Below are 18838 nucleotides of genomic sequence, written 5' to 3'. Positions count from 1 at the left end.
AAGTTTTATATAGAAAGCTCTTTGGAAAGGCGATACATATCCATATCAATGCGGTGCTTTGTATTAAGAATTTCAATAATATCATGGTCGACCAGTTTATTCTGTTGTATACCTACCATACGTCCGGCCTTTCCATCAAGAAGCAAGTCAACGGCGTACGCTCCGAGCCGGCTGGCCAGCACACGGTCAGCGGCTGAAGGCGAACCACCACGCTGAGTATGACCTAAAACAGTGACTCTCGTTTCCAGCTCAGCTGCTTCATCAATTCTTCTTGCAAAATCGACTCCACTGCCGACTCCTTCAGCCACGATGATGATGCTGTGTTTTTTACCCCGGTCATGACCACGCTTTAAGCGATCGATAACTTCTTCAAAATCATCTTCCGCTTCCGGAATCATGATCGTCTCAGCACCATCTGCAAGTCCTGCCCACAATGCCAAGTCACCAGCGTCCCGTCCCATGACTTCAATCACATATGTGCGTTCATGGGATGTAGCCGTATCACGTATTTTATCGATGGCATCGATAATCGTGTTCAACGCCGTATCAAAACCGATTGTGAAATCAGTTCCAGGTATATCATTATCAATCGTTCCCGGCACACCAATACAAGGGTAGCCTTTTTCCGTTAATTTCTTGGCACCCATGAATGTACCATCTCCACCGATGGCTATCAATCCTTCAATTCCATGTTTCTTCATTTGTTCAATGCCTTTCAGCTGACCTTCTTCAGTCTTGAACTCTTCGCTTCGCGCAGAATAAAGTTTCGTCCCTCCACGCTGAATAATATCGCCTACGGAACCAAGTTCCATTTTTTCTATATTTCCATCCATAAGTCCTTGGTATCCATATTTGATACCGTATACTTCTAATCCATGATAAATGGCTTTTCGTACGACAGCACGAATAGCAGCATTCATGCCTGGTGCGTCTCCACCACTCGTAAGTACACCAATTTTCTTCATTTTCATCACCTCAAAAAATATACTAGTAATTTTGTGCCCAGTCAAAGATTATTTGAAACCTCAGCATACCAGTAGAAAAGTACTTCTATTCTTAGTCTGTACCTTTAACTGGAATATAAAAGGTGTATTGTAAAATACAAGAAATGATAACGTTACCATCCGCTCAAGATGCGAAAAGTCGCACCTGATATGTGCGACTTCACCTAATTTTCAAAGTTGTATTCTTTTTAAACCGCCTATTATTATAAATCAAGATACGTATAATCGCCAATATTTTTATACTTTTCGAAGCGTTTTTCCAAGAGGTCGTTTTCTTCGAAAGCATCTAATTCTTCTAGTGAGCTAGAAATCACTTGTCTGATTTCACCGGACTGAGCAGCTACGTCCCGATGAGCTCCTCCTCTTATCTCAGGCACGACTCCATCAATCACTTCCAAGGCTTTTAAATCATAAGAGGTAATTTTCATGGACTCTGCTGCTTTTTGAGCCAGCGCGGCATCCTTCCAGAGTATTGAAGATGCACCTTCTGGGGAGATAACAGAGTAAGTGGAATTTTCAAGCATAAAGATGCGGTCTCCGATACCCAATCCTAATGCTCCTCCACTTCCACCTTCTCCTATAACGATACAGATGATCGGGACAGTCAAGCCTGCCATTTCCATCAAGTTTCTTGCGATGGCTTCGCTTTGACCTCTCTCCTCAGCCGCTTTCCCCGGATAAGCTCCTTTTGTGTCAATAAACGTGATGATCGGTCTATTGAATTTTTCCGCCTGCTTCATAAGACGCAAGGCTTTTCTATAGCCTTCTGGATGAGGCATTCCGAAGTTTCTCCGGATATTTTCTTTTGTATCTTTCCCTCGCTGATGCCCGATTACTGTGACAGGTCGCCCATTGAATTTAGCAATACCTGATACAATCGCTTCATCATCTCCATACAGACGGTCGCCATGAAGCTCAAGGAAATCTGTGAATAAATGATCGATGTAATCAAGAGTCGTCGGCCTTTCAGGGTGTCTTGCCATTTGAACACGATCCCAAGGCTGCATACGGTCGTAAACATCGGTTTCCAGCTTTTCTAATCTCTCTTCCAATGTTTTGATTTCCTCAGTGAGATCCATCTCACTGTTTTCAGTCAATCGTTTTAACTCTGCTATTTTTTCGCGCAGTTCAATGACTGGCTTCTCAAAGTCTAGGACATGTTTCATTCTTCTTCACCCCCAGCCACATGGATACTCAACACTGTTTCCAATGTATTTTTCATCTCATGTCTATGGACAACCCGATCCAACTGACCATGTTCTAATAGAAATTCTGCCGTCTGAAAGTCTTCCGGCAGCTTTTCACGGATGGTTTGTTCTATGATACGTCTACCAGCAAACCCGATCAAAGCCCCGGGCTCTGCAAAATTATAATCTCCAAGAGAAGCGAAGCTGGCAGATACCCCGCCAGTAGTAGGGTGTGTCATGACGGAAATGAACAACCCTCCATCAGCATGAAGGCGCTGCAACGCTACTGAAGTTTTACCCATTTGCATTAAGCTGAGTACACCTTCCTGCATTCTGGCTCCTCCAGATGCAGTGAAGATAATGAAAGGCACTTTTTCTTTTCTGGCTTTTTCTATAGCATTGGTAATTTTTTCACCTACAACTGACCCCATGCTTCCCATTCTGAACCGTGCATCCATCACTGCCACAGCCACATCCATACCGGATATTTTAGCTTTACCTGTGACCACAGCTTCATTCAAGTCTGATTTTACACGATCCTTCTCGAGCTTCCCTTCGTACTCCGGGAAGTTCAGAGGGTTGTTTGAAATCATGTGCTTGTCCCATTCCGTGAAGGAACCTTCATCAAATGTGTATTCGATTCTTTCATATGCAGTGATTCGATGATGGTGATCACAATGTGGGCAGACACTCATGTTTCGATTGAGTTCTTTTCTATAAAAAATCTTCTGGCATTTAGGGCATTTTTGCATAAGACCTTCAGGCACATCTTGTTTCGCTTCCTGACTAGGAATTGATGCATACCTTTTTTTCTTGCTGAAAAAATCTCTTAGCAAGGTGATTCCTCCTTTGGGACAAAGCTTCTTTTACTCTTCAATATACAAAAAAACACGTACATAATCTCACTATTATTGTCGAATGTTTCTCTAAGTGTTCGAATTATATAAATCCATCACATCGAGAGAGGTTCCTTCGTCTAATACATGGACTAGCTTTTCGTACCATTGTTCATCATATTCAAGTTCATAGGTGGTGTGAGCGAATCCTGATATGAACTGCCACATAGATAATAATAAATTTTGGTTACATAATTCAAATAAATAATGAAAAACTTCATGGTGTTTCTGCTTCTTCTCATGAATGTTCAGAATTTGAGAAACCCTGCAAAGCTGATTTTCAGATAGTGTGCCTGCCAGAAGGAACAATGCTTCTTTTTCCAGCATATGCTTAGCAGTCAAAAGCTCGGATTTTGTCCTCGATTCATTCAGGAGAAAATTTGATAACAATTCGACCATATAGTATGGACGATATGCCTTCATGAAAGTGCCTTCTCCTCTTCTTGTTTCAATCAGCCCCAACAGCTCCAGTGCACGAAGAGCTTCTCGAATCGAGGATCTTCCTACATTCAACTGCTCACTGAGCTCTCTTTCTGAGGGAAGTTTGTCACCAGCTTTCAATTTATTCTTCTCTATATATGACTTTAACTGATAGAGCACACCTTCATATACTTTTTCATGATGCGAACGGGCAGTGATAGTTCTAACACCCCTTTAGCTCGTTGAACATTTTTCAACGTATGTAATAGGAGAAAAGCTCATGAGCTTTTCTCCTATTCATCATTGTTCATCAATTAAAGTCAACTGCCTTGTTTTCTCCGCCACTTCTTCTGGATCTACGTGATGTCTGGCCACTCCAGATTCCATAGCTGCTTTAGCGACACTCGCAGCTACTGCTGGAGCCACACGTGGGTCGAATGGAGCTGGTATGACGTAATCTTCATTCAACTCATCCTCACTGACTAAAGCTGCGATGGCTTCTGCAGCTGCTATTTTCATCTTTTCGTTAATACGCGTGGCACGAACGTCCAGGGCACCTCGGAAAATCCCCGGGAATGCCAGTACATTATTAACTTGGTTTGGAAAGTCGGAGCGCCCGGTGCCAATGACTCTCGCACCTGCTTCTTTCGCATCTTCAGGCATAATTTCCGGTTCAGGGTTCGCCATAGCAAAAATGATAGAATCATCATTCATACGAGAAACCGTTTCTTTAGATAGAAGACCTCCGACAGAAACCCCGATGAACACATCGGCTCCTTCCATCACTTCTTCCAATTTACCTTCAACACGATCTTTATTCGTAATTTTAGCCACTTCATCTTTAACATCATTCATGCCATATTCACGTCCTTCGAAGATAGCACCTTTAGAATCACACATGATGATGTCACGAACTCCGAAATGATAAAGAAGCTTGATAATTGCTATTCCAGCCGCTCCAGCACCATTGGCTACGACTTTGATGTCAGAGAATGACTTCCCTGTCACCTTCAGCGCATTCATCAAGCCAGCTACTGTTACAATAGCCGTACCATGCTGGTCATCGTGGAAAATCGGAATATTGGTTTCTTTTTTCAAACGGTCTTCAATGATAAAGCAATTGGGAGCAGCGATATCCTCCAAATTGACACCACCGAAAGTCGGTTCCATAAGTTTTACAGTTTGAACAATTTGGTCAATATCCCTCGTTGCCAGGCAGATCGGGAATGCATCGACACCTGCGAAACTCTTGAACAATGCTGCTTTCCCTTCCATGACTGGAAGCGCTGCTTCAGGCCCGATATTCCCAAGCCCCAATACTGCAGAACCGTCACTCACGACTGCAACCATGTTTCCTTTCATCGTGTAATCATATACGGTTTCTTTGTGATCGTAGATTTCTTTGCAGGGTTCAGCTACCCCGGGGGAATAAGCTAAACTCAAGTCTTTAGCATTACGGACTGGAACTTTGGAATGTGTTTCTAGCTTACCCTTATTTATGCGATGTATATGCAGTGCTTCATCTCTCAAATTTGACACGACTACACGCTCCTTTAAACATAAGAATTAACGCCGTTCTGAGTGGTCTGACCACCATTAACTACTTAATTATAACAGATGAAATACGAGTGTAAAGAAATACAAAACAACGGTCTGACCCAGCCTCATCCTTCGCTTTTAACATGGGAACGGACCGCTACAGAATCTTTCCCGAAATAATTGCTTAAAAGGTTAAGAGCCTCTCGGGAAGGATGAATTGAATACTCTTCGTCCAACCGGTAAGCGGTTCTGGTTTCGGCTCGGACGATATAGATAGGTGTATTACCCGGGAAATTTGTAGAAACCTCCCTCACCTTTTCTAAAGAAGCCTCCTCTTCAGACTTGGCTGTTCTAATAAACACACGCTGATTTGTCTGAGGCCGGTCCTCCTCCATTTTGAATGGATGAACTTCATTGATGATCATCTGCTTTTTTCCGTTTCTTTCTTCCGTTTTCCCGTTTAACGAAACCAGCATTTGCTCTTGGATCCACCGCCTTGCACTACGGTAAGTATCCGGAAAGAGTACCGCCTCCATTTCAGATGATTCGTCGCTAATGGTAAGAAAAGCCATGGGGTCTCCTCGTTTAGTACGAATTTCCCTCAATGTTTCCACCACTGCAGCTGTTTTCAAATTTTTATTGTGGGTTGCACGCAAAAGATTTTGCAGTGGTAAAACTCCAGCAGACCTCAACTGTTTCCGATGCATGTGAAGTGGGTGTTCTGATAAGTATGTCCCCAGCACTTCTTTTTCCATAGAGAGTTGTTTCAAAATAGGGAATGGTTCTACTTCTACCAAAGTCAGCCCCATATCCAAACCATCTCCGAACAAGTTGGGCTGGTCTTGGAATTCCTTGAACAATTCACCCTGCTCCAAAGCTTGATCAATACTTGCCAGCAAACTTGCCCGATTGGAATGGAGTTCATCAAAAGCACCTGCCAGAATTAAAGACTCTATGACAGAACGACTTACGGTCTTGGAAACGACTCGGAGACAAAAATCATTCAGATGCTTAAAACGAGATTTTTCTCGTTCTTCGATAATGGCTTGTGCTGCTTGATAGCCTACGCCTTTGATCGCAAGCAGCCCCATCTGAATTTCTCCTCTATCATCTCTCGTAAAAATTCCACTCCTATTGATCGAAGGAGCTTTTACTACTACCCCCAGTTCTTTAGCTTCACGAATATATTGTGCAAGCTTATCCTTGTCTCCTATATGGGAATTAATCAATTCCGCTAAGAAATAAGAGGGGTAGTGGGCCTTAAGATAGGCCAGCCGGTATGAGATCACACTATAAGCTACTGCATGGCTCCTGTTGAATCCATAGTTTGAGAATTTGACGATCCATTGAAATACTTCGCGGGCAACCTCATCGGCATACCCATGGGCATTTGCTCCCCGGATGAATCCTTCTCTTTGTTCTTCTATTACCCGGGCTTGTTTTTTGCTTACAGCCCTTCGTAAGATATCCGCCTGACCCAAAGAATACCCTGCGATGGTTTGAGCCACTTGCATGATTTGCTCTTGATAGACCAATACCCCAAATGTTGGTTGAAGAATCGGCTTGATATCTGGATGAGGATAGTGAATTGACTCGCGTCCGTGCTTTCTGTCGATATAAGTTGAAATATACTCCATCGGACCCGGCCGATATAAAGCATTCACAGCTACGACATCCTCGAAATGGGAAGGCCTCAATCGTTTGAGAACACTTTTCATCCCTTGAGACTCCAATTGGAAAACCCCATTTGTCTTTCCTTGTTTCAGTAAATGAAAAGCCTTCGAATCATTCATGGGGATTGATTGAATAGTGAATGTTTTATCTTCATGTTTTTGAATCTTTTGTTCCATCCGTTCGAGGAAAGTAAGATTTCTCAATCCAAGAAAGTCGATTTTCAATAATCCTATATGTTCAAGTTCCCCCATAGGCAGCTGGGTCAATAGTACATTCCCCTGCCCTTTCATCAGGGCTGTGTGCTGGACGAGAGGATTTTCGGAAATGATTACACCAGCCGCATGCGTGGAAACATGCCTTGGCAGCCCTTCCAGTTTAGTGGCTACTTGAAACAAAGCTTTTAACGTTTCTGAATTTCGAATATAATCTTTCAGCGGTTCAGATCTTTGCACTAGAGCTACTAAAGAGTCTGTCGCACCTTTAGGTATATGTTTAAGTACGAATGCCGCATCGCTGTCATCAATGGCCATCGTTTTAAACAACTCCCGCAGAACACTTCTGGCTGCAAAAGTTCCAAAGGTACAAATTTGAGCAACATGCCGGGATCCGTATTTTTCAGCTACGTATTGGATGACTTCATCTCTTCGATGATCCGGAAAGTCAATATCAATATCAGGCATCGTCACTCTCTCAGGATTGAGGAAGCGCTCGAATAGCAGACGATATTCAATCGGGTCGACTTGGGTGATATTCAGTAAAAAAGCAACGATCGAACCAGCTGCTGATCCTCTTCCAGGACCGGCATGAATTCCTTTATTTCTTGCATATGAAATGAAATCCCATACAATTAAAAAATAATCGCTGAAGTTCATTGATGTGATGACATCCAGTTCATAATCCAGCCTTTTGAAAATCTCAGAGTCAGGAGATGGATACTTTTCCTTTATTGCTTCATAGCATAACTCTCTCAAATAATCATCCGAGTTTTTATCACCTGGAAGTGGATAATTCGGAAGCAATTTCTGATTCAAGGAAAGTTGAAGGTCACAGCTGTCCGCTATCTCCTGGGTAGCTTCTATAGCTTCCGGCCACCAATCCTTGAAGAAAGCTTCCATCTCACCAGGTGGCTTCAAGTATTGGTCTGTTGATAGAGAATCGGTATCACTTGTTAAACGGCGCCCTTCTTTTATTGCTTTAAGAGAGTGAAAAGCCAAAGCATCCTGGCTTTCAACGTACTTCACGTCCCCGAGTGCAACAACTCCCACCTCTTTTTCTTCCGCCCATGCTTTCAAAGGTTTGTGCAGTTGTCTTTCGGATCGCAGATCACTGTCTTGAATACTTAAGTAAAATCTTGATTTAGGGAAAACTTCGAACCATTCCTCAAGATCTCTGTTCAATTCGTTGGTCTGTCCGCTGATGATCTGCTCAGCCCAAGGAGATTGGGCGGTCATGAGTATAGCCGTTAACCCTTCCTGATAGTTGATGATTGTTCTTAAATCTATAGACTGCTGCTTCGTCTGAATCCAGGAACTTATTTTTAATAAGTTGTGATATCCAGTCTCATTTCTGGCGAAAAGTAAGGTGGGGAATGTCCCCTGCCCTTCATTTTGTATATGTACTTTCATGCCGATTAGAGGCTTTATTCCATTCCTCTTACATGCCTCATAAAAAGCTATTGCCCCGCTCATGACTTCATTATCTGTAATAGCCAATGAGCGATATCCCATAACTTTTGCGCGCTCAACCAATGGTTCGATTTTTACTGTGCTATCCATCAAACTGAAACCTGTCTGAACATTTAGATGGGTAAAAGACACCGTTCTCACCTACTTTCTTGTTAATTAAATTATAGCGACTTGAATAAGCACATTAAAGCCTTGCCTTCTGCATAATTGTGCTCATTGTGGAATATTTTCATCGTAAGGACCAAAATCACTTGGCGGAAAGAGGGACAAGATGGAGGATCGTTTAATCGTTTCGATGTTACAGTGTTTCTTTATCGCTTTCGGGGTGATTTTAGGAGGGACGTTGATCGGAAGCATCGGAAGTTTCATGACAGGGGAAGCACCTCTTACAGCCATGTACAGAATTGCCAAGGGCCTGAGAATATGGGCAATTGTCGCAGCTATCGGCGGTACATTTGATGCAATCAGTAATTTTGAAAAGGGAATATTTGATGGTTCGACTTTTGATATTTTTAAACAAGTCATGATTATTATTGCAGCTATGGGAGGAGTTAAAACCGCTTTTCTTTTGTTTCAATGGTTACTTGGGGATGAAGTGACATGATTTACATCCCCCAAGACTTCCGAAAAAAAGAATGGAAAAAATTTTTTGCGGGGTTACTCCTGGGAATCATAGCAGGGTATATGTTTTTTTTATTCATTCACGGCCAATTACAAGAAAAATATGCAGAAGACCACATCGCCCTTACTTCAGAGTTGAATCAACTGGAAGCCAAATATCAAGGGTTACTCAACCAAAAAAGTCAGGAGAAAGGTGTAAAATCCATCAGGGTACTGGAAATTTCTCTGGCATTTGATAATGCTAAGAAACTCGAAGTTGACTTGTTGACTCAGCATCAATTATCTTCCTTGGTCAAAGACCAGCTCAAATCCGTAACAGGGAAGGATTTGAGAGTAGTAGCAGATCAAGTCGACTTGATGATCACGGCCATTGAAAGCAAAAATTATGTAGTGGATGATTTCACTTATCAGTTAAAAGTAAAAAAGCTTATCGTTTCTGAAATCATCCACTTCAATTTAGAGATTAAAATCGTACGATAAAAAGAGTAGAACTGAGTTAAGTAAGTAACTGCTATTTTTTATATTCTTTGCAAACCTGTTTCAGCTTAGCTGCAATCTCTTCCGTTTCTTCCCATGTGGAGGCTTTCGCACCGGCAGCCATAGGGTGACCGCCTCCATTATGTTCCGCTGCGATGCCATTAATGACAGGACCTTTTGAACGGAGACGTACACGTATGGTTTCTTCTTCTTCCACGAAAAACACCCAGGATAAAATCCCCTCAATATCTCCAAGTAATCCTACCAATTGGCTGGTCTCTGAAGCCGTTACACCATAATGCTTCAGCACTTCTTTTGATAGTTTTATCGTAGAATAGCCTTCTTCATTCAGTTCAAAATTCTGGAGAATATATCCTTTCAGCTTTGCTACATGCATCGGCGTCTTATACATCTGGTTATATAAAGCAGGTCGGTCAAATGCATAATTCACCAGTTTTGCTGCAATTGACAATGTTTTTTGAGTTGTACTCGGAAATAAAAAGCGACCTGTGTCCCCAACAATCCCTGCATAGATCAAGCGGGCTGCTTCTTCACTTAATGAAGCTTCTTTTTTCTCGAACTCTTCGAATAAATGAAAGATCATTTCGCAAGTAGAACTCGCTGTCGTATCTACCCATTGTACATCCCCATAAAAATCCACTTCTGGATGATGATCGATTTTTATAAGCTTTTGACCATTCGAATATCTCTGGTCATCTATTCTAGCCTGATTGGCTGTATCACAAACAATGACCAATGCATCTTGATAAGCCTCATCAGGTACTTGATCCATCACAGCGAGAAAACTTAATGATGGATCCTGCTCACCGGTCATCCACACCTCTTTATCTGGGAAGTTGGAACGGATGATTTCAGCTAACCCACCCTGGGAGCCGTATGCGTCCGGATCAGGCCTGACATGACGGTGGATAATGATCGTATTGAATTCTTCAATCAGCTTCACGATTTCTTTTCTACTCATAGGAACCCTTCCTTTTTATCTTAGTCTTTACATTAAATCATAGATTTCACTTTACAGGTAGCCATTTCAAATAAAACAAGCTACAATATAGAAGAGAAAAATCAACTCCGGGAGTCGATCTAGCTTGTTTATTTTACCTTTATTCATTGTCATTTCACTAGTCCTTTATATTTACTATAAGGTCATGATTATCCGTACGAAGGACCCGCTGACTCAAGATTACCTTAACAGCAAATCCAAGGTATTCTTAGGTAGTTTCATTTTCTTCTTCGGCATCAATCAATATGTGTTTTACCAGACGAAACTTTCGTTATTCATCGGTCTTTTGTTTTTGGTTTTAGGAATATTCCAAGCTCAATCAGGTTGGAAGGCCAGCAAACATTACCGGAAAGAGTACCAGAAGTTACAATCTAAAACACAATCCTAATGAAAAGTCGCTGCATAAAAGCAGCGACTTTTTTTATTACCTATCTATCAACTGAGCCATCAAAAGAGCCTTTCCTACGATCGCTCCTTCGTGATGAACCTCCACATCAACCTTGGCAAACTTTCTGCCAACCTCAAGGATCTGGGGTTTTATTTCAATTTCACTTTCGATCTGAACCGGCTTAATAAAGTATACAGAGATGTTTTCCACAACTAAATCTCCCTTTTTATACTTCCTTAACAACCTGCTTGAGGACTCTGTAATCAATGATACGAAAACTCCATAGGACATTGTTCCAAGTTGGTTGGTCATTTGAGGTGTCACTTGAGTTTTCAATAAATGAGAATCTTCTCCAGTCTCAATGATCTCCAGCCGGTTTGTCGCCAAATCATCAATCGTTTCACCAATTTGAGGCTGTCTTTGAATCTGCTGGAGCGCTTTCAGGACATCCTGCCTTGAGATAATACCTTTCAGTTTATGGGAATGATCGACGACAGGCATCAGCTCTATTCCTTCCCATACCATGACGTGCGCTGCGTTCGCCAGCGAGGTTTTCGTATGGACGACCATCGGGTTACGGGTCATCACTTTGTCAATAAGCACGTCTTTGTCTTTTCCGATCACATCTTTAGAAGTGACTATTCCTACTACGCGGTTTTGTTGATCGACGACCGGGTAACGGCTGTGCTCTGTTTCCTGGTTATAATCATGCCACGCTTGTACCGTATCCTTTGATTGTAGGAACTTAGCCCTTTCATAAGGAGTATAGATATCGTCTACTAAAACAATCTCTTTCTTAATCAATTGATCATAAATAGCCCTGTTGATCATGGTAGCTACAGTGAAAGTATCGTAACTCGTCGAAATAACAGGAAGTTTCTTTTCATCGGCCAGTTTCTTGACTGTATCACTGGTATCGAACCCTCCAGTGATTAATACAGCAGCTCCTTCTTGGACGGCAAGCTCATGGGCATTCGTTCGATTTCCGACAATCAACAATGACCCTGCTTCTGTATACCGCATCATCGCTTCCAGCTTCATAGCGCCGATTACGAATTTACCTAATGTCTTATGCAGACCTTCTCGTCCTCCGAGAACTTGTCCATCCACTACATTGACAATTTCAGCAAAAGTTAAGCGTTCAATGTTTTCCTTCTTTTTCTTTTCTATGCGAATTGTTCCGACTCGCTCCATCGTACTTACTAAATCTTGATTTTCAGCTTCTTTTATAGCACGATAAGCTGTACCTTCACTGACATTCAAGGTTTTAGCTATCCGACGCACAGATATTTTACTTCCGACAGAGAGCGATTCAATATGTTGGAGTATTTGTTCGTGTTTTGTAGCCATCTGTCCACCAAACTTTCTGACTGTACTAGTCACTATCCGTATTATTGTTATTATACAATTGATACAGATTCACTGCAATTTCTTCCAATAAATTTCTAAAAAAACCACCCCTCATTGCGTACAAAGGCAATGAGGGGTGGTTTTTTAGTTGATATTAAAGCTCTAAGGAATCACCAGGCTCCATAACTAAACCTTTACCGACATTCACTTTTCCTGCAAAGCTTTCACCATCCTGGCTAATTAAGTCGAAGGTGTTGTAGTGAACCGGAACCGTCTGTTTCGCACCGATCCACTCTGCAGCAGTCAGTGCATCTTCAGGTCCCATCGTGAAATTATCACCAATAGGGAGGAAAGCAAGATCGATATCATTCCGCTCACCAATCAACTTCATGTCAGAGAACAATCCGGTGTCACCGGCATGATAAATCGTTTTTCCATCAATGGTTAAAAGGATCCCTGCCGGCATTCCCGTATAAACAATCGTGCCATCTTCCTCGGTATAAGCTGAACCGTGGAAAGCTTGTGTGAACTTGACATGACCAAAATCGAACTGATGTCCCCCTCCGATGTGCATCGGGTGTGCATTCAATCCTTTGTTACCTAAGTACGTAGCCAATTCAAAAGGAGCGATGATTTGGGCATCATTGCGCTCAGCGATTTTAAAAGTATCACCGACGTGATCATTATGACCATGAGTCAATAAAATCACATCCGCTTGCACTTCATCTGCATTTAAGTCCGTATTGCCATTTTCAGAAATGAATGGATCAATTAAGATGGTCTTTCCATTCGCTTCTACCTTCACAACTGAATGTCCATGATAAGATACTTTCACTCTACCACTCCTTTTCTTTAGTTGACCTCACCTAGTAATGCTGCCATGCTTTTTCATATTTTTGAATAAGATGAGGGTCGATTAAGGTGTTAGGCTCCAATGGAACCACTTCGCCTTCAATGTTTACGATTTCCCTGTCTTCATCTTTTCCAAACACTGTCATCAATTGCAGCAGCTCATCTGTTAAAAATTCAGTCTTTGTTTCTATATTGACTTCCGTCAAATCTATAGGTTCTCTCCCTGCCATTACGAAGCCCCAATTTCCAAAGCTCGGGACATCTACATGAAGATTTTCAACATGTAACCCTGCAGACTTTACCGTCTCACTGATCGTCCAATACACATCTGTTGCAAAGACAGGGCTGGTTGCTTGAACCATTGCAGCCCCCCCAGGCAGAAGGTGGTTTCTTACCAATGAATAAAACTCTCTAGTGTACAATTTATTCAAACTTTCATTATTAGGATCAGGTAAATCTATAATGATGACATTATAAAAATCTTCTGTTTTTTCCAGAAAACGAAAGGCATCTTTATTCAATACCTGAACACGTTCATCTTTCAATGAACCTTCGTTTAACTGTAGAAGGTGGTAATTTGTTTCAGCCAGCCTGGTCACCGCTGGGTCCAGGTCTACCAATGTAATGTTTTCCACCTCATCGTGCTTCAATACTTCTTTCACTGCAATGCCGTCTCCTCCACCAAGAACAAGGACATTCTTTGGATTCTCAACATACGACACAGCAGGATGGACAAGTGTTTCATGATAACGATATTCATCTGACGAACTGAACTGAAGGGAACCATTCAAAAACATTCTTGTGTCCCCTTGCTCTTTAGTAAGAATTATTTTTTGATATTTGCTTTCCTCCATATGAATGATCGGGTCTTTGTATAGCTTCTGCTCAAAAGAAAAAGCCATCTCCTCCCCGAAGAAAAGCCCCGCAACTAACAATACACCGATAATAAGTGCTGCAGTTATATGGATTCCCAGTTTTCTAATTTCATTACGGAAATAGTATAGTATGGCTACAGCCACCGCCAGGTTGATACACGCTACAAAAAATGCACTCTTCACCATGCCCATCTGAGGCCTAAGGTAAAAGGCGAAAAGCAATCCTCCGATCAATCCACCTGCATAATCAGAAAATAATACTCGTGCTGTACTTCGGTTCAACTTCTCACCAATTTCATTCGCTTTCCTTATTAATATAGGAAGCTCAAGCCCTGTAAGAGCTCCGATAGTAAAAGTGATGAGATACAAAAACAAGGCATCCGTGCCATCGGGGGCAAAGGCGGTCATACCAAACATAGTGAAGCTGGAAAAACCACCGATTAAAGCGACCATAAATTCAATCCAAACGAAGGTGAGGATCAAATTTTTCATTACCCGTTCACTTATGCTGGCACCTATCCCCATACCCGTTAAGAATAAACTTATGGTCAACGTATATTGTTTAACACCATCACCTAAAATGTAAGATCCTAGTGCACCGAATAACACCTCAAAAATGATGCCACAGATGGAAACAATACCTGATGCCCAGTAGATGACATGACTTTTCTTTATGTTGACTGCTTCCACGCGTTTCACTCCATTTTGCAAGAATAGCTTTATAAATTCTTTATTGTGTCCGTTTCAAGGATAGATTCACCATCAACTGCCCGCTTACTAATTATAAGGCTCTGTTAAAGTTGATTGTTGATATTTAGTCTTCAAAATAAGGACATAATAGTTGAAGAGTTTATATCGATATGAGCGGAGAGGCTGCGGGGAATCGGGAGACTCCTATGGGACGTGCGGGGCAGTTGAGGCCCCGGAAGGCGTTATTCCTTGAGGAGACTCAGCGCCCGCCCCATGGAAAGCGAACCTTTTCCCAGAGCCCTACACGCATACAAACATTTCGTAATGCTCTTTTTTTGATGGATATATCAACACTAAACTTTAACAGAGCCAATTATAAAAACTTTAACAAAAGCCACTATGAAGATTTCATAGTGGCTCACTCATGTCCATTATGTAATGGAAGCACCGATGACTAAGGCAAGACCGATCGAAACACCCACAGAAATGATACCGACTGCAGTATTGTTCTCTTTCAATTTCGTTTCTACTGAAAACTTCCTCGTAAAGAGTTCAAACAGCATGTAGGCAATCATTTGAAGGAACACGCCATATGCTCCCCAGATTAAAGTGTCCCACACTGTGAACGAATGATAGATGGCAAATGCCAGCACGATACATATACCGATGATCTTTCCTGAAATCGACATCGCTACAGCTTGGTTTCCTTGTTTGACTTCTTCCCAGTCTTTATATTGCCGAGTCATCCACTCAAATATTACAAGCCCTACGATTACTACTACTATAGCTATAGCAAAATACCCCAATGTAGCTAAAAATGGACCCATTATTAGTCCCCTCCTTTATTATTTTCCTGATCCAGGACCTCCACCACGGTTTGATGATCCACGCAGGGATCCGGATCCTCCTGAATTATAACTTCCATACATACCATAACCGCCGTAGCAGTCCCCGGTCTGCCGACATGACCGTTTACGTTTTTTGAACCAATCATCTACATCCAGCACTTCATCTAATATATAATAGGCGAGCATGCCTTCGAAAAAGCCGGGAGAGTAATTGTTTTTTACGAATTGATCACTTGCAAGTTCTATCGTTACAAGACCTGGCTCTTCCTGGCTTTCTTGGATGATTACAAAGTGTTCAGGATAAATCAGCGCTTGTCTGCTTTCTACCTGTTCACTAACTTCTACTGGTTTGATCGCGCCTTTTAGACTTTCTGCAACTTCCGGCAAGGTCAACTCTCTCGTCATGTATATCCGTGAAATGCCCTGATCTGTACGAATGGTATCCAACAGAGGAAAGTTATTTTGGACCAGCTGCTCGATTGAGTTCGCCTTTGATTCTTTAACGTTTTTTAAAATCTCAGCACGGCTTGGCTCATCTGGTAAATCATTGTATGTATCTTCTGTATATGAGCCTGACATCCCTCTCATTTGATCATCATTATTTCCAAACATAGTAAAGAGTAAAATGACTGCAATGACTCCTACGACAATCATACCTCCAAATTCTCTCAAGAAAAATCCCCCTTTCTCACAGAATAAGTCGTGCCTAACCAATGGTCAGGCACGATTCCTCTCGTCACAGGTTTACTTATTCATTTTTTTCTTCAATTCGGCCAGTTCATCATCTACACTATCTTTTTTGTCAAGTTCCTCGAACTCATCATCAAGTGAACGGCTGGCAGAAGACATATCTTCACTTGTTTCTGCTTCTGCTTCGTATTTCATAACTTTTTCTTCCATACGTTCAAATCCTTGACGGGATTCATCTCCACCAATATTGGACATGGTGCGATTCATCTTCGTACGTGTTTTAGCTGACTCGGCTCTTGCTTTTAAAGAGTCTTTCTTCAATTTCATCTCTTGATATTCTTTTTTCATTTCATCCAGTTTCTGACGAAGTTGATCAGAATCCTTTTGTGCACGCTCCCACGATTCTTTCAATTGGGCAGCCTGTTCCTGATGGTTATTCTTATCTTCCAGCGCACGTCTTGCAAGGTCCTCATTATTCGCTTCAATCGCTTTCTCCGCCTGTTGCATTCGTTTATCAGCAAGAGCTTGCGCATCATCGTATTTACGCTTCAACATTTTTTCATTCGCGATTTGAGTTGCGACTGCACTTTCCGCTTCGCGGATATCATTTTCCATGTCACGCATGAATTGATCGAGCATTTTCACTGGATCTTCTGCTTTATCAAGCATGGCATTAAGCTCTGAACCTACGACTGTCTTCACTCTTTTGAAAAATTTAAACATATATTGTTCCTCCTTATTTTGAACCTGCAATAATTTTTATCTCATATGATTCAATGTCATGACCGACACTGACCTCTGTTTCACTGCCCCAGGATTCTACACTTAAATAAGTTTCTTCATCCTCGGAAATATAGTCTGCATAACGAGTCGTACGACCATTGATATTCTTACTTCTACCTTCCCCGGTCACTCTCGCTTCTCCCTCTTCGTCTTTCAAATAAACCGCCCCATCATATTCGACTTTCTCAGGGTAAGGTTGATCAATCGGTAATTTGACGGTTTCATAAATGCCCAATTCCAGTTCATCATCCATTTCAGCTGCCAGCCATTTCGTTTGGTTACCCTCTAACAATTGATACGCGTACCATTCATAGGAACCATCACGGTAAGTGATTTTCCCCACCACTTCGTAATCCACAAGATCAAATGTGACGATATCACCGATTTGAATATTGAGTACAGTGCGTTCTTCGACGTCAGACGTTTGTTTTTTTTGATTTGAAAACAACTTAGAAAAGAAACCCAACTTTTCACCACCCCTTCAGTTATGACCTTGTGTACCTGTATGTACGGTTGAATTTCATTAAGGTTTCATTTTTTTCATTTCATTCATTCCCATTCTATCACATACAGGAGGATATACTCAGGCATATTGGAAAAACAACAGACCTTTGAATAAAAAAACAGCAGATCAGAATCTGCTGTTTTCTTCAATCATTTTACTTGTTGATAAGGTCTCTGGCATCCGCATACTCAAGACCTTGAGCTTCTGCTACTGCTTTATAAGTCACGTAACCGTCCAATGTATTGATACCTTTGAACAACGCTTCATTGTCCTGACAAGCTTTTTTGTACCCTTTATTCGCCAATTGCAACGCATAAGGAACCGTCACGTTAGTCAAGCCGATGGTTGAAGTTCTAGGTACCGCACCAGGCATGTTCGCTACTGCATAGTGTAAAACCCCGTGTTTTTCATATGTAGGGTTGTCATGAGTAGTAATCCTGTCGGTCGTTTCAAAAATTCCACCCTGGTCGATCGCAACATCTACAATTACAGAACCTTCTTTCATAGCCTGTACCGTTTCGTCCTTAACTAATTTAGGAGCTTTTGCACCAGGGATTAGTACCGCCCCGATAACTAAATCTGACTCAGATAATGCTTCATGAATATTCAATGGGTTGGACATTAACGTATTGATATCGGAACCAAAGATATCATCCAATTGACGTAACCGTTCTGGATTCAAATCGATGATTGTTACATCCGCTCCAAGACCCATGGCAATTTTAGCAGCGTTTGTTCCGACGACACCACCACCGATGACGGTTACACGGCCTCTGCGCACGCCCGGAATACCTCCAAGGAGAATCCCTTTTCCACCATGAGACTTTTCTAAGAATTGTGCTCCGATTTGGGAGGCCATTCTTCCAGCCACTTCACTCATCGGAGTCAACAATGGAAGAGACCCGTTAGATGCTTGGACAGTCTCATAAGCGATTGCGACTACATTATTTTCAACCAAAGCTTTTGTCAGTTCTGGTTCTGGTGCCAAGTGAAGGTAAGTGAATAAAATCAGCCCGTTATAAAAATAATCATATTCTTCTTGAAGAGGCTCCTTCACCTTCATGACCATTTCCTGACTCCAAGCTTCTTTAGCTGTAGAGACAATTGTAGCGCCAGCTTCTTTGTACTGTTCATCAGTAAAACTAGAACCGAGACCGGCTTCAGTCTCTACGTACACTTCATGACCGGCATTCTTCAGCGTAATGACACCAGCTGGAGTCATCGCTACTCGATTTTCGTTATTTTTGATCTCTTTAGGTACACCAATTTTCATGATCTTTCAACCTCCCAATTCACTCTTTCTATTGAAATCTCCCACTTCTGCTAAAACTAT

Annotated in this window: 18 protein-coding genes; 3 read left to right on the top strand and 15 right to left on the bottom strand. The window is 41.9% G+C overall.

Annotated features, from left to right (window positions below; genetic code table 11):
* Positions 1 to 5 precede the first annotated feature (5 nt).
* From pfkA to dnaE, 6 genes are all read right to left on the bottom strand, one after another.
* Positions 6 to 965 carry a 6-phosphofructokinase gene (gene pfkA, locus LCL89_RS00385; RefSeq protein WP_224807096.1) on the bottom strand — a complete coding sequence of 320 codons (960 nt, stop codon included), beginning with the start codon at positions 963 to 965 and terminating at the stop codon, positions 6 to 8.
* A 242-nt stretch (positions 966 to 1207) separates the two neighbouring features.
* Positions 1208 to 2170, bottom strand: coding sequence for an acetyl-CoA carboxylase carboxyl transferase subunit alpha (gene accA, locus LCL89_RS00380; protein ID WP_197316697.1), 963 nt, complete (start codon positions 2168 to 2170; stop codon positions 1208 to 1210).
* Positions 2167 to 3027, bottom strand: coding sequence for an acetyl-CoA carboxylase, carboxyltransferase subunit beta (accD, locus tag LCL89_RS00375; RefSeq protein WP_197316698.1), 861 nt, complete (start codon positions 3025 to 3027; stop codon positions 2167 to 2169). The genes accA and accD overlap by 4 nt, the downstream gene beginning before the upstream one ends.
* A gap of 90 nt (positions 3028 to 3117) precedes the next feature.
* Positions 3118 to 3687 (bottom strand): FadR/GntR family transcriptional regulator, encoded by a 570-nt coding sequence (locus LCL89_RS00370; RefSeq protein WP_224807094.1) that lies wholly within the window; start codon positions 3685 to 3687, stop codon positions 3118 to 3120.
* Between the two features lie 120 nt (positions 3688 to 3807).
* The gene (locus LCL89_RS00365; protein WP_197316699.1) at positions 3808 to 5046 is read right to left on the bottom strand and encodes an NAD(P)-dependent malic enzyme; all 1239 of its coding nucleotides are present in this window, start codon (positions 5044 to 5046) and stop codon (positions 3808 to 3810) included.
* A 125-nt stretch (positions 5047 to 5171) separates the two neighbouring features.
* Positions 5172 to 8537 (bottom strand): DNA polymerase III subunit alpha, encoded by a 3366-nt coding sequence (gene dnaE, locus LCL89_RS00360; RefSeq protein WP_224807085.1) that lies wholly within the window; start codon positions 8535 to 8537, stop codon positions 5172 to 5174.
* Between the two features lie 139 nt (positions 8538 to 8676).
* Here dnaE and LCL89_RS00355 point away from each other — a divergent pair, with 139 nt between their 5' ends.
* Both LCL89_RS00355 and ytrI read left to right on the top strand, forming a co-directional pair.
* Positions 8677 to 9009, top strand: a complete 333-nt coding sequence (locus LCL89_RS00355; RefSeq protein ID WP_197316701.1) for a YtrH family sporulation protein — start codon at positions 8677 to 8679, stop codon at positions 9007 to 9009.
* Positions 9006 to 9506, top strand: a complete 501-nt coding sequence (gene ytrI, locus LCL89_RS00350) for a sporulation membrane protein YtrI (protein WP_224807083.1) — start codon at positions 9006 to 9008, stop codon at positions 9504 to 9506. The genes LCL89_RS00355 and ytrI overlap by 4 nt, the downstream gene beginning before the upstream one ends.
* A 31-nt stretch (positions 9507 to 9537) precedes the next feature.
* Here ytrI and LCL89_RS00345 read toward each other — a convergent pair whose 3' ends face one another.
* On the bottom strand, positions 9538 to 10485 hold the full coding sequence (locus LCL89_RS00345; protein ID WP_224807080.1) for a DHH family phosphoesterase: 948 nt from the start codon (positions 10483 to 10485) through the stop codon (positions 9538 to 9540).
* A gap of 124 nt (positions 10486 to 10609) precedes the next feature.
* Between LCL89_RS00345 and LCL89_RS00340 the strand changes: the two genes are divergently transcribed.
* The gene (locus LCL89_RS00340; protein WP_197316703.1) at positions 10610 to 10912 is read left to right on the top strand and encodes a YtpI family protein; all 303 of its coding nucleotides are present in this window, start codon (positions 10610 to 10612) and stop codon (positions 10910 to 10912) included.
* A 36-nt stretch (positions 10913 to 10948) separates the two neighbouring features.
* Here the strand turns inward: LCL89_RS00340 and LCL89_RS00335 are convergent, their stop codons facing one another.
* From LCL89_RS00335 to ald, 8 genes are all read right to left on the bottom strand, one after another.
* Complete coding sequence (locus tag LCL89_RS00335) at positions 10949 to 12262, bottom strand: DRTGG domain-containing protein (RefSeq protein WP_224807078.1); 1314 nt, start codon at positions 12260 to 12262, stop codon at positions 10949 to 10951.
* Between the two features lie 154 nt (positions 12263 to 12416).
* A complete protein-coding gene (locus LCL89_RS00330) occupies positions 12417 to 13097 on the bottom strand; it encodes a metal-dependent hydrolase (RefSeq protein ID WP_224807074.1) in 681 nt (226 codons plus the stop codon).
* 31 nt (positions 13098 to 13128) lie between these two features.
* The gene (locus LCL89_RS00325) at positions 13129 to 14679 is read right to left on the bottom strand and encodes a polyamine aminopropyltransferase (protein WP_224809497.1); all 1551 of its coding nucleotides are present in this window, start codon (positions 14677 to 14679) and stop codon (positions 13129 to 13131) included.
* A gap of 431 nt (positions 14680 to 15110) precedes the next feature.
* A complete protein-coding gene (locus LCL89_RS00320) occupies positions 15111 to 15506 on the bottom strand; it encodes a DUF350 domain-containing protein (RefSeq protein WP_197316707.1) in 396 nt (131 codons plus the stop codon).
* An 18-nt stretch (positions 15507 to 15524) separates the two neighbouring features.
* Positions 15525 to 16199, bottom strand: a complete 675-nt coding sequence (locus LCL89_RS00315; protein ID WP_224807073.1) for a DUF4247 domain-containing protein — start codon at positions 16197 to 16199, stop codon at positions 15525 to 15527.
* Between the two features lie 72 nt (positions 16200 to 16271).
* Complete coding sequence (locus tag LCL89_RS00310; RefSeq protein WP_197316709.1) at positions 16272 to 16940, bottom strand: PspA/IM30 family protein; 669 nt, start codon at positions 16938 to 16940, stop codon at positions 16272 to 16274.
* Positions 16941 to 16953: 13 nt separating this feature from the next.
* A complete protein-coding gene (locus LCL89_RS00305; RefSeq protein WP_449768874.1) occupies positions 16954 to 17448 on the bottom strand; it encodes a DUF4178 domain-containing protein in 495 nt (164 codons plus the stop codon).
* A 211-nt stretch (positions 17449 to 17659) separates the two neighbouring features.
* Positions 17660 to 18778: an alanine dehydrogenase gene (ald, locus tag LCL89_RS00300; RefSeq protein WP_224807070.1), complete on the bottom strand. Its 1119-nt coding sequence runs from the start codon at positions 18776 to 18778 to the stop codon at positions 17660 to 17662.
* Positions 18779 to 18838: the final 60 nt, after the last annotated feature.

Origin of the sequence: Halobacillus yeomjeoni (assembly GCF_020171525.1) — a bacterium.
Classification (GTDB): Bacteria; Bacillota; Bacilli; order Bacillales; family Halobacillaceae; genus Halobacillus; species Halobacillus yeomjeoni.
The sequence above is the reverse complement of the archived record's forward strand: the minus strand, read 5'-3'. Positions and strand labels throughout refer to the sequence as shown.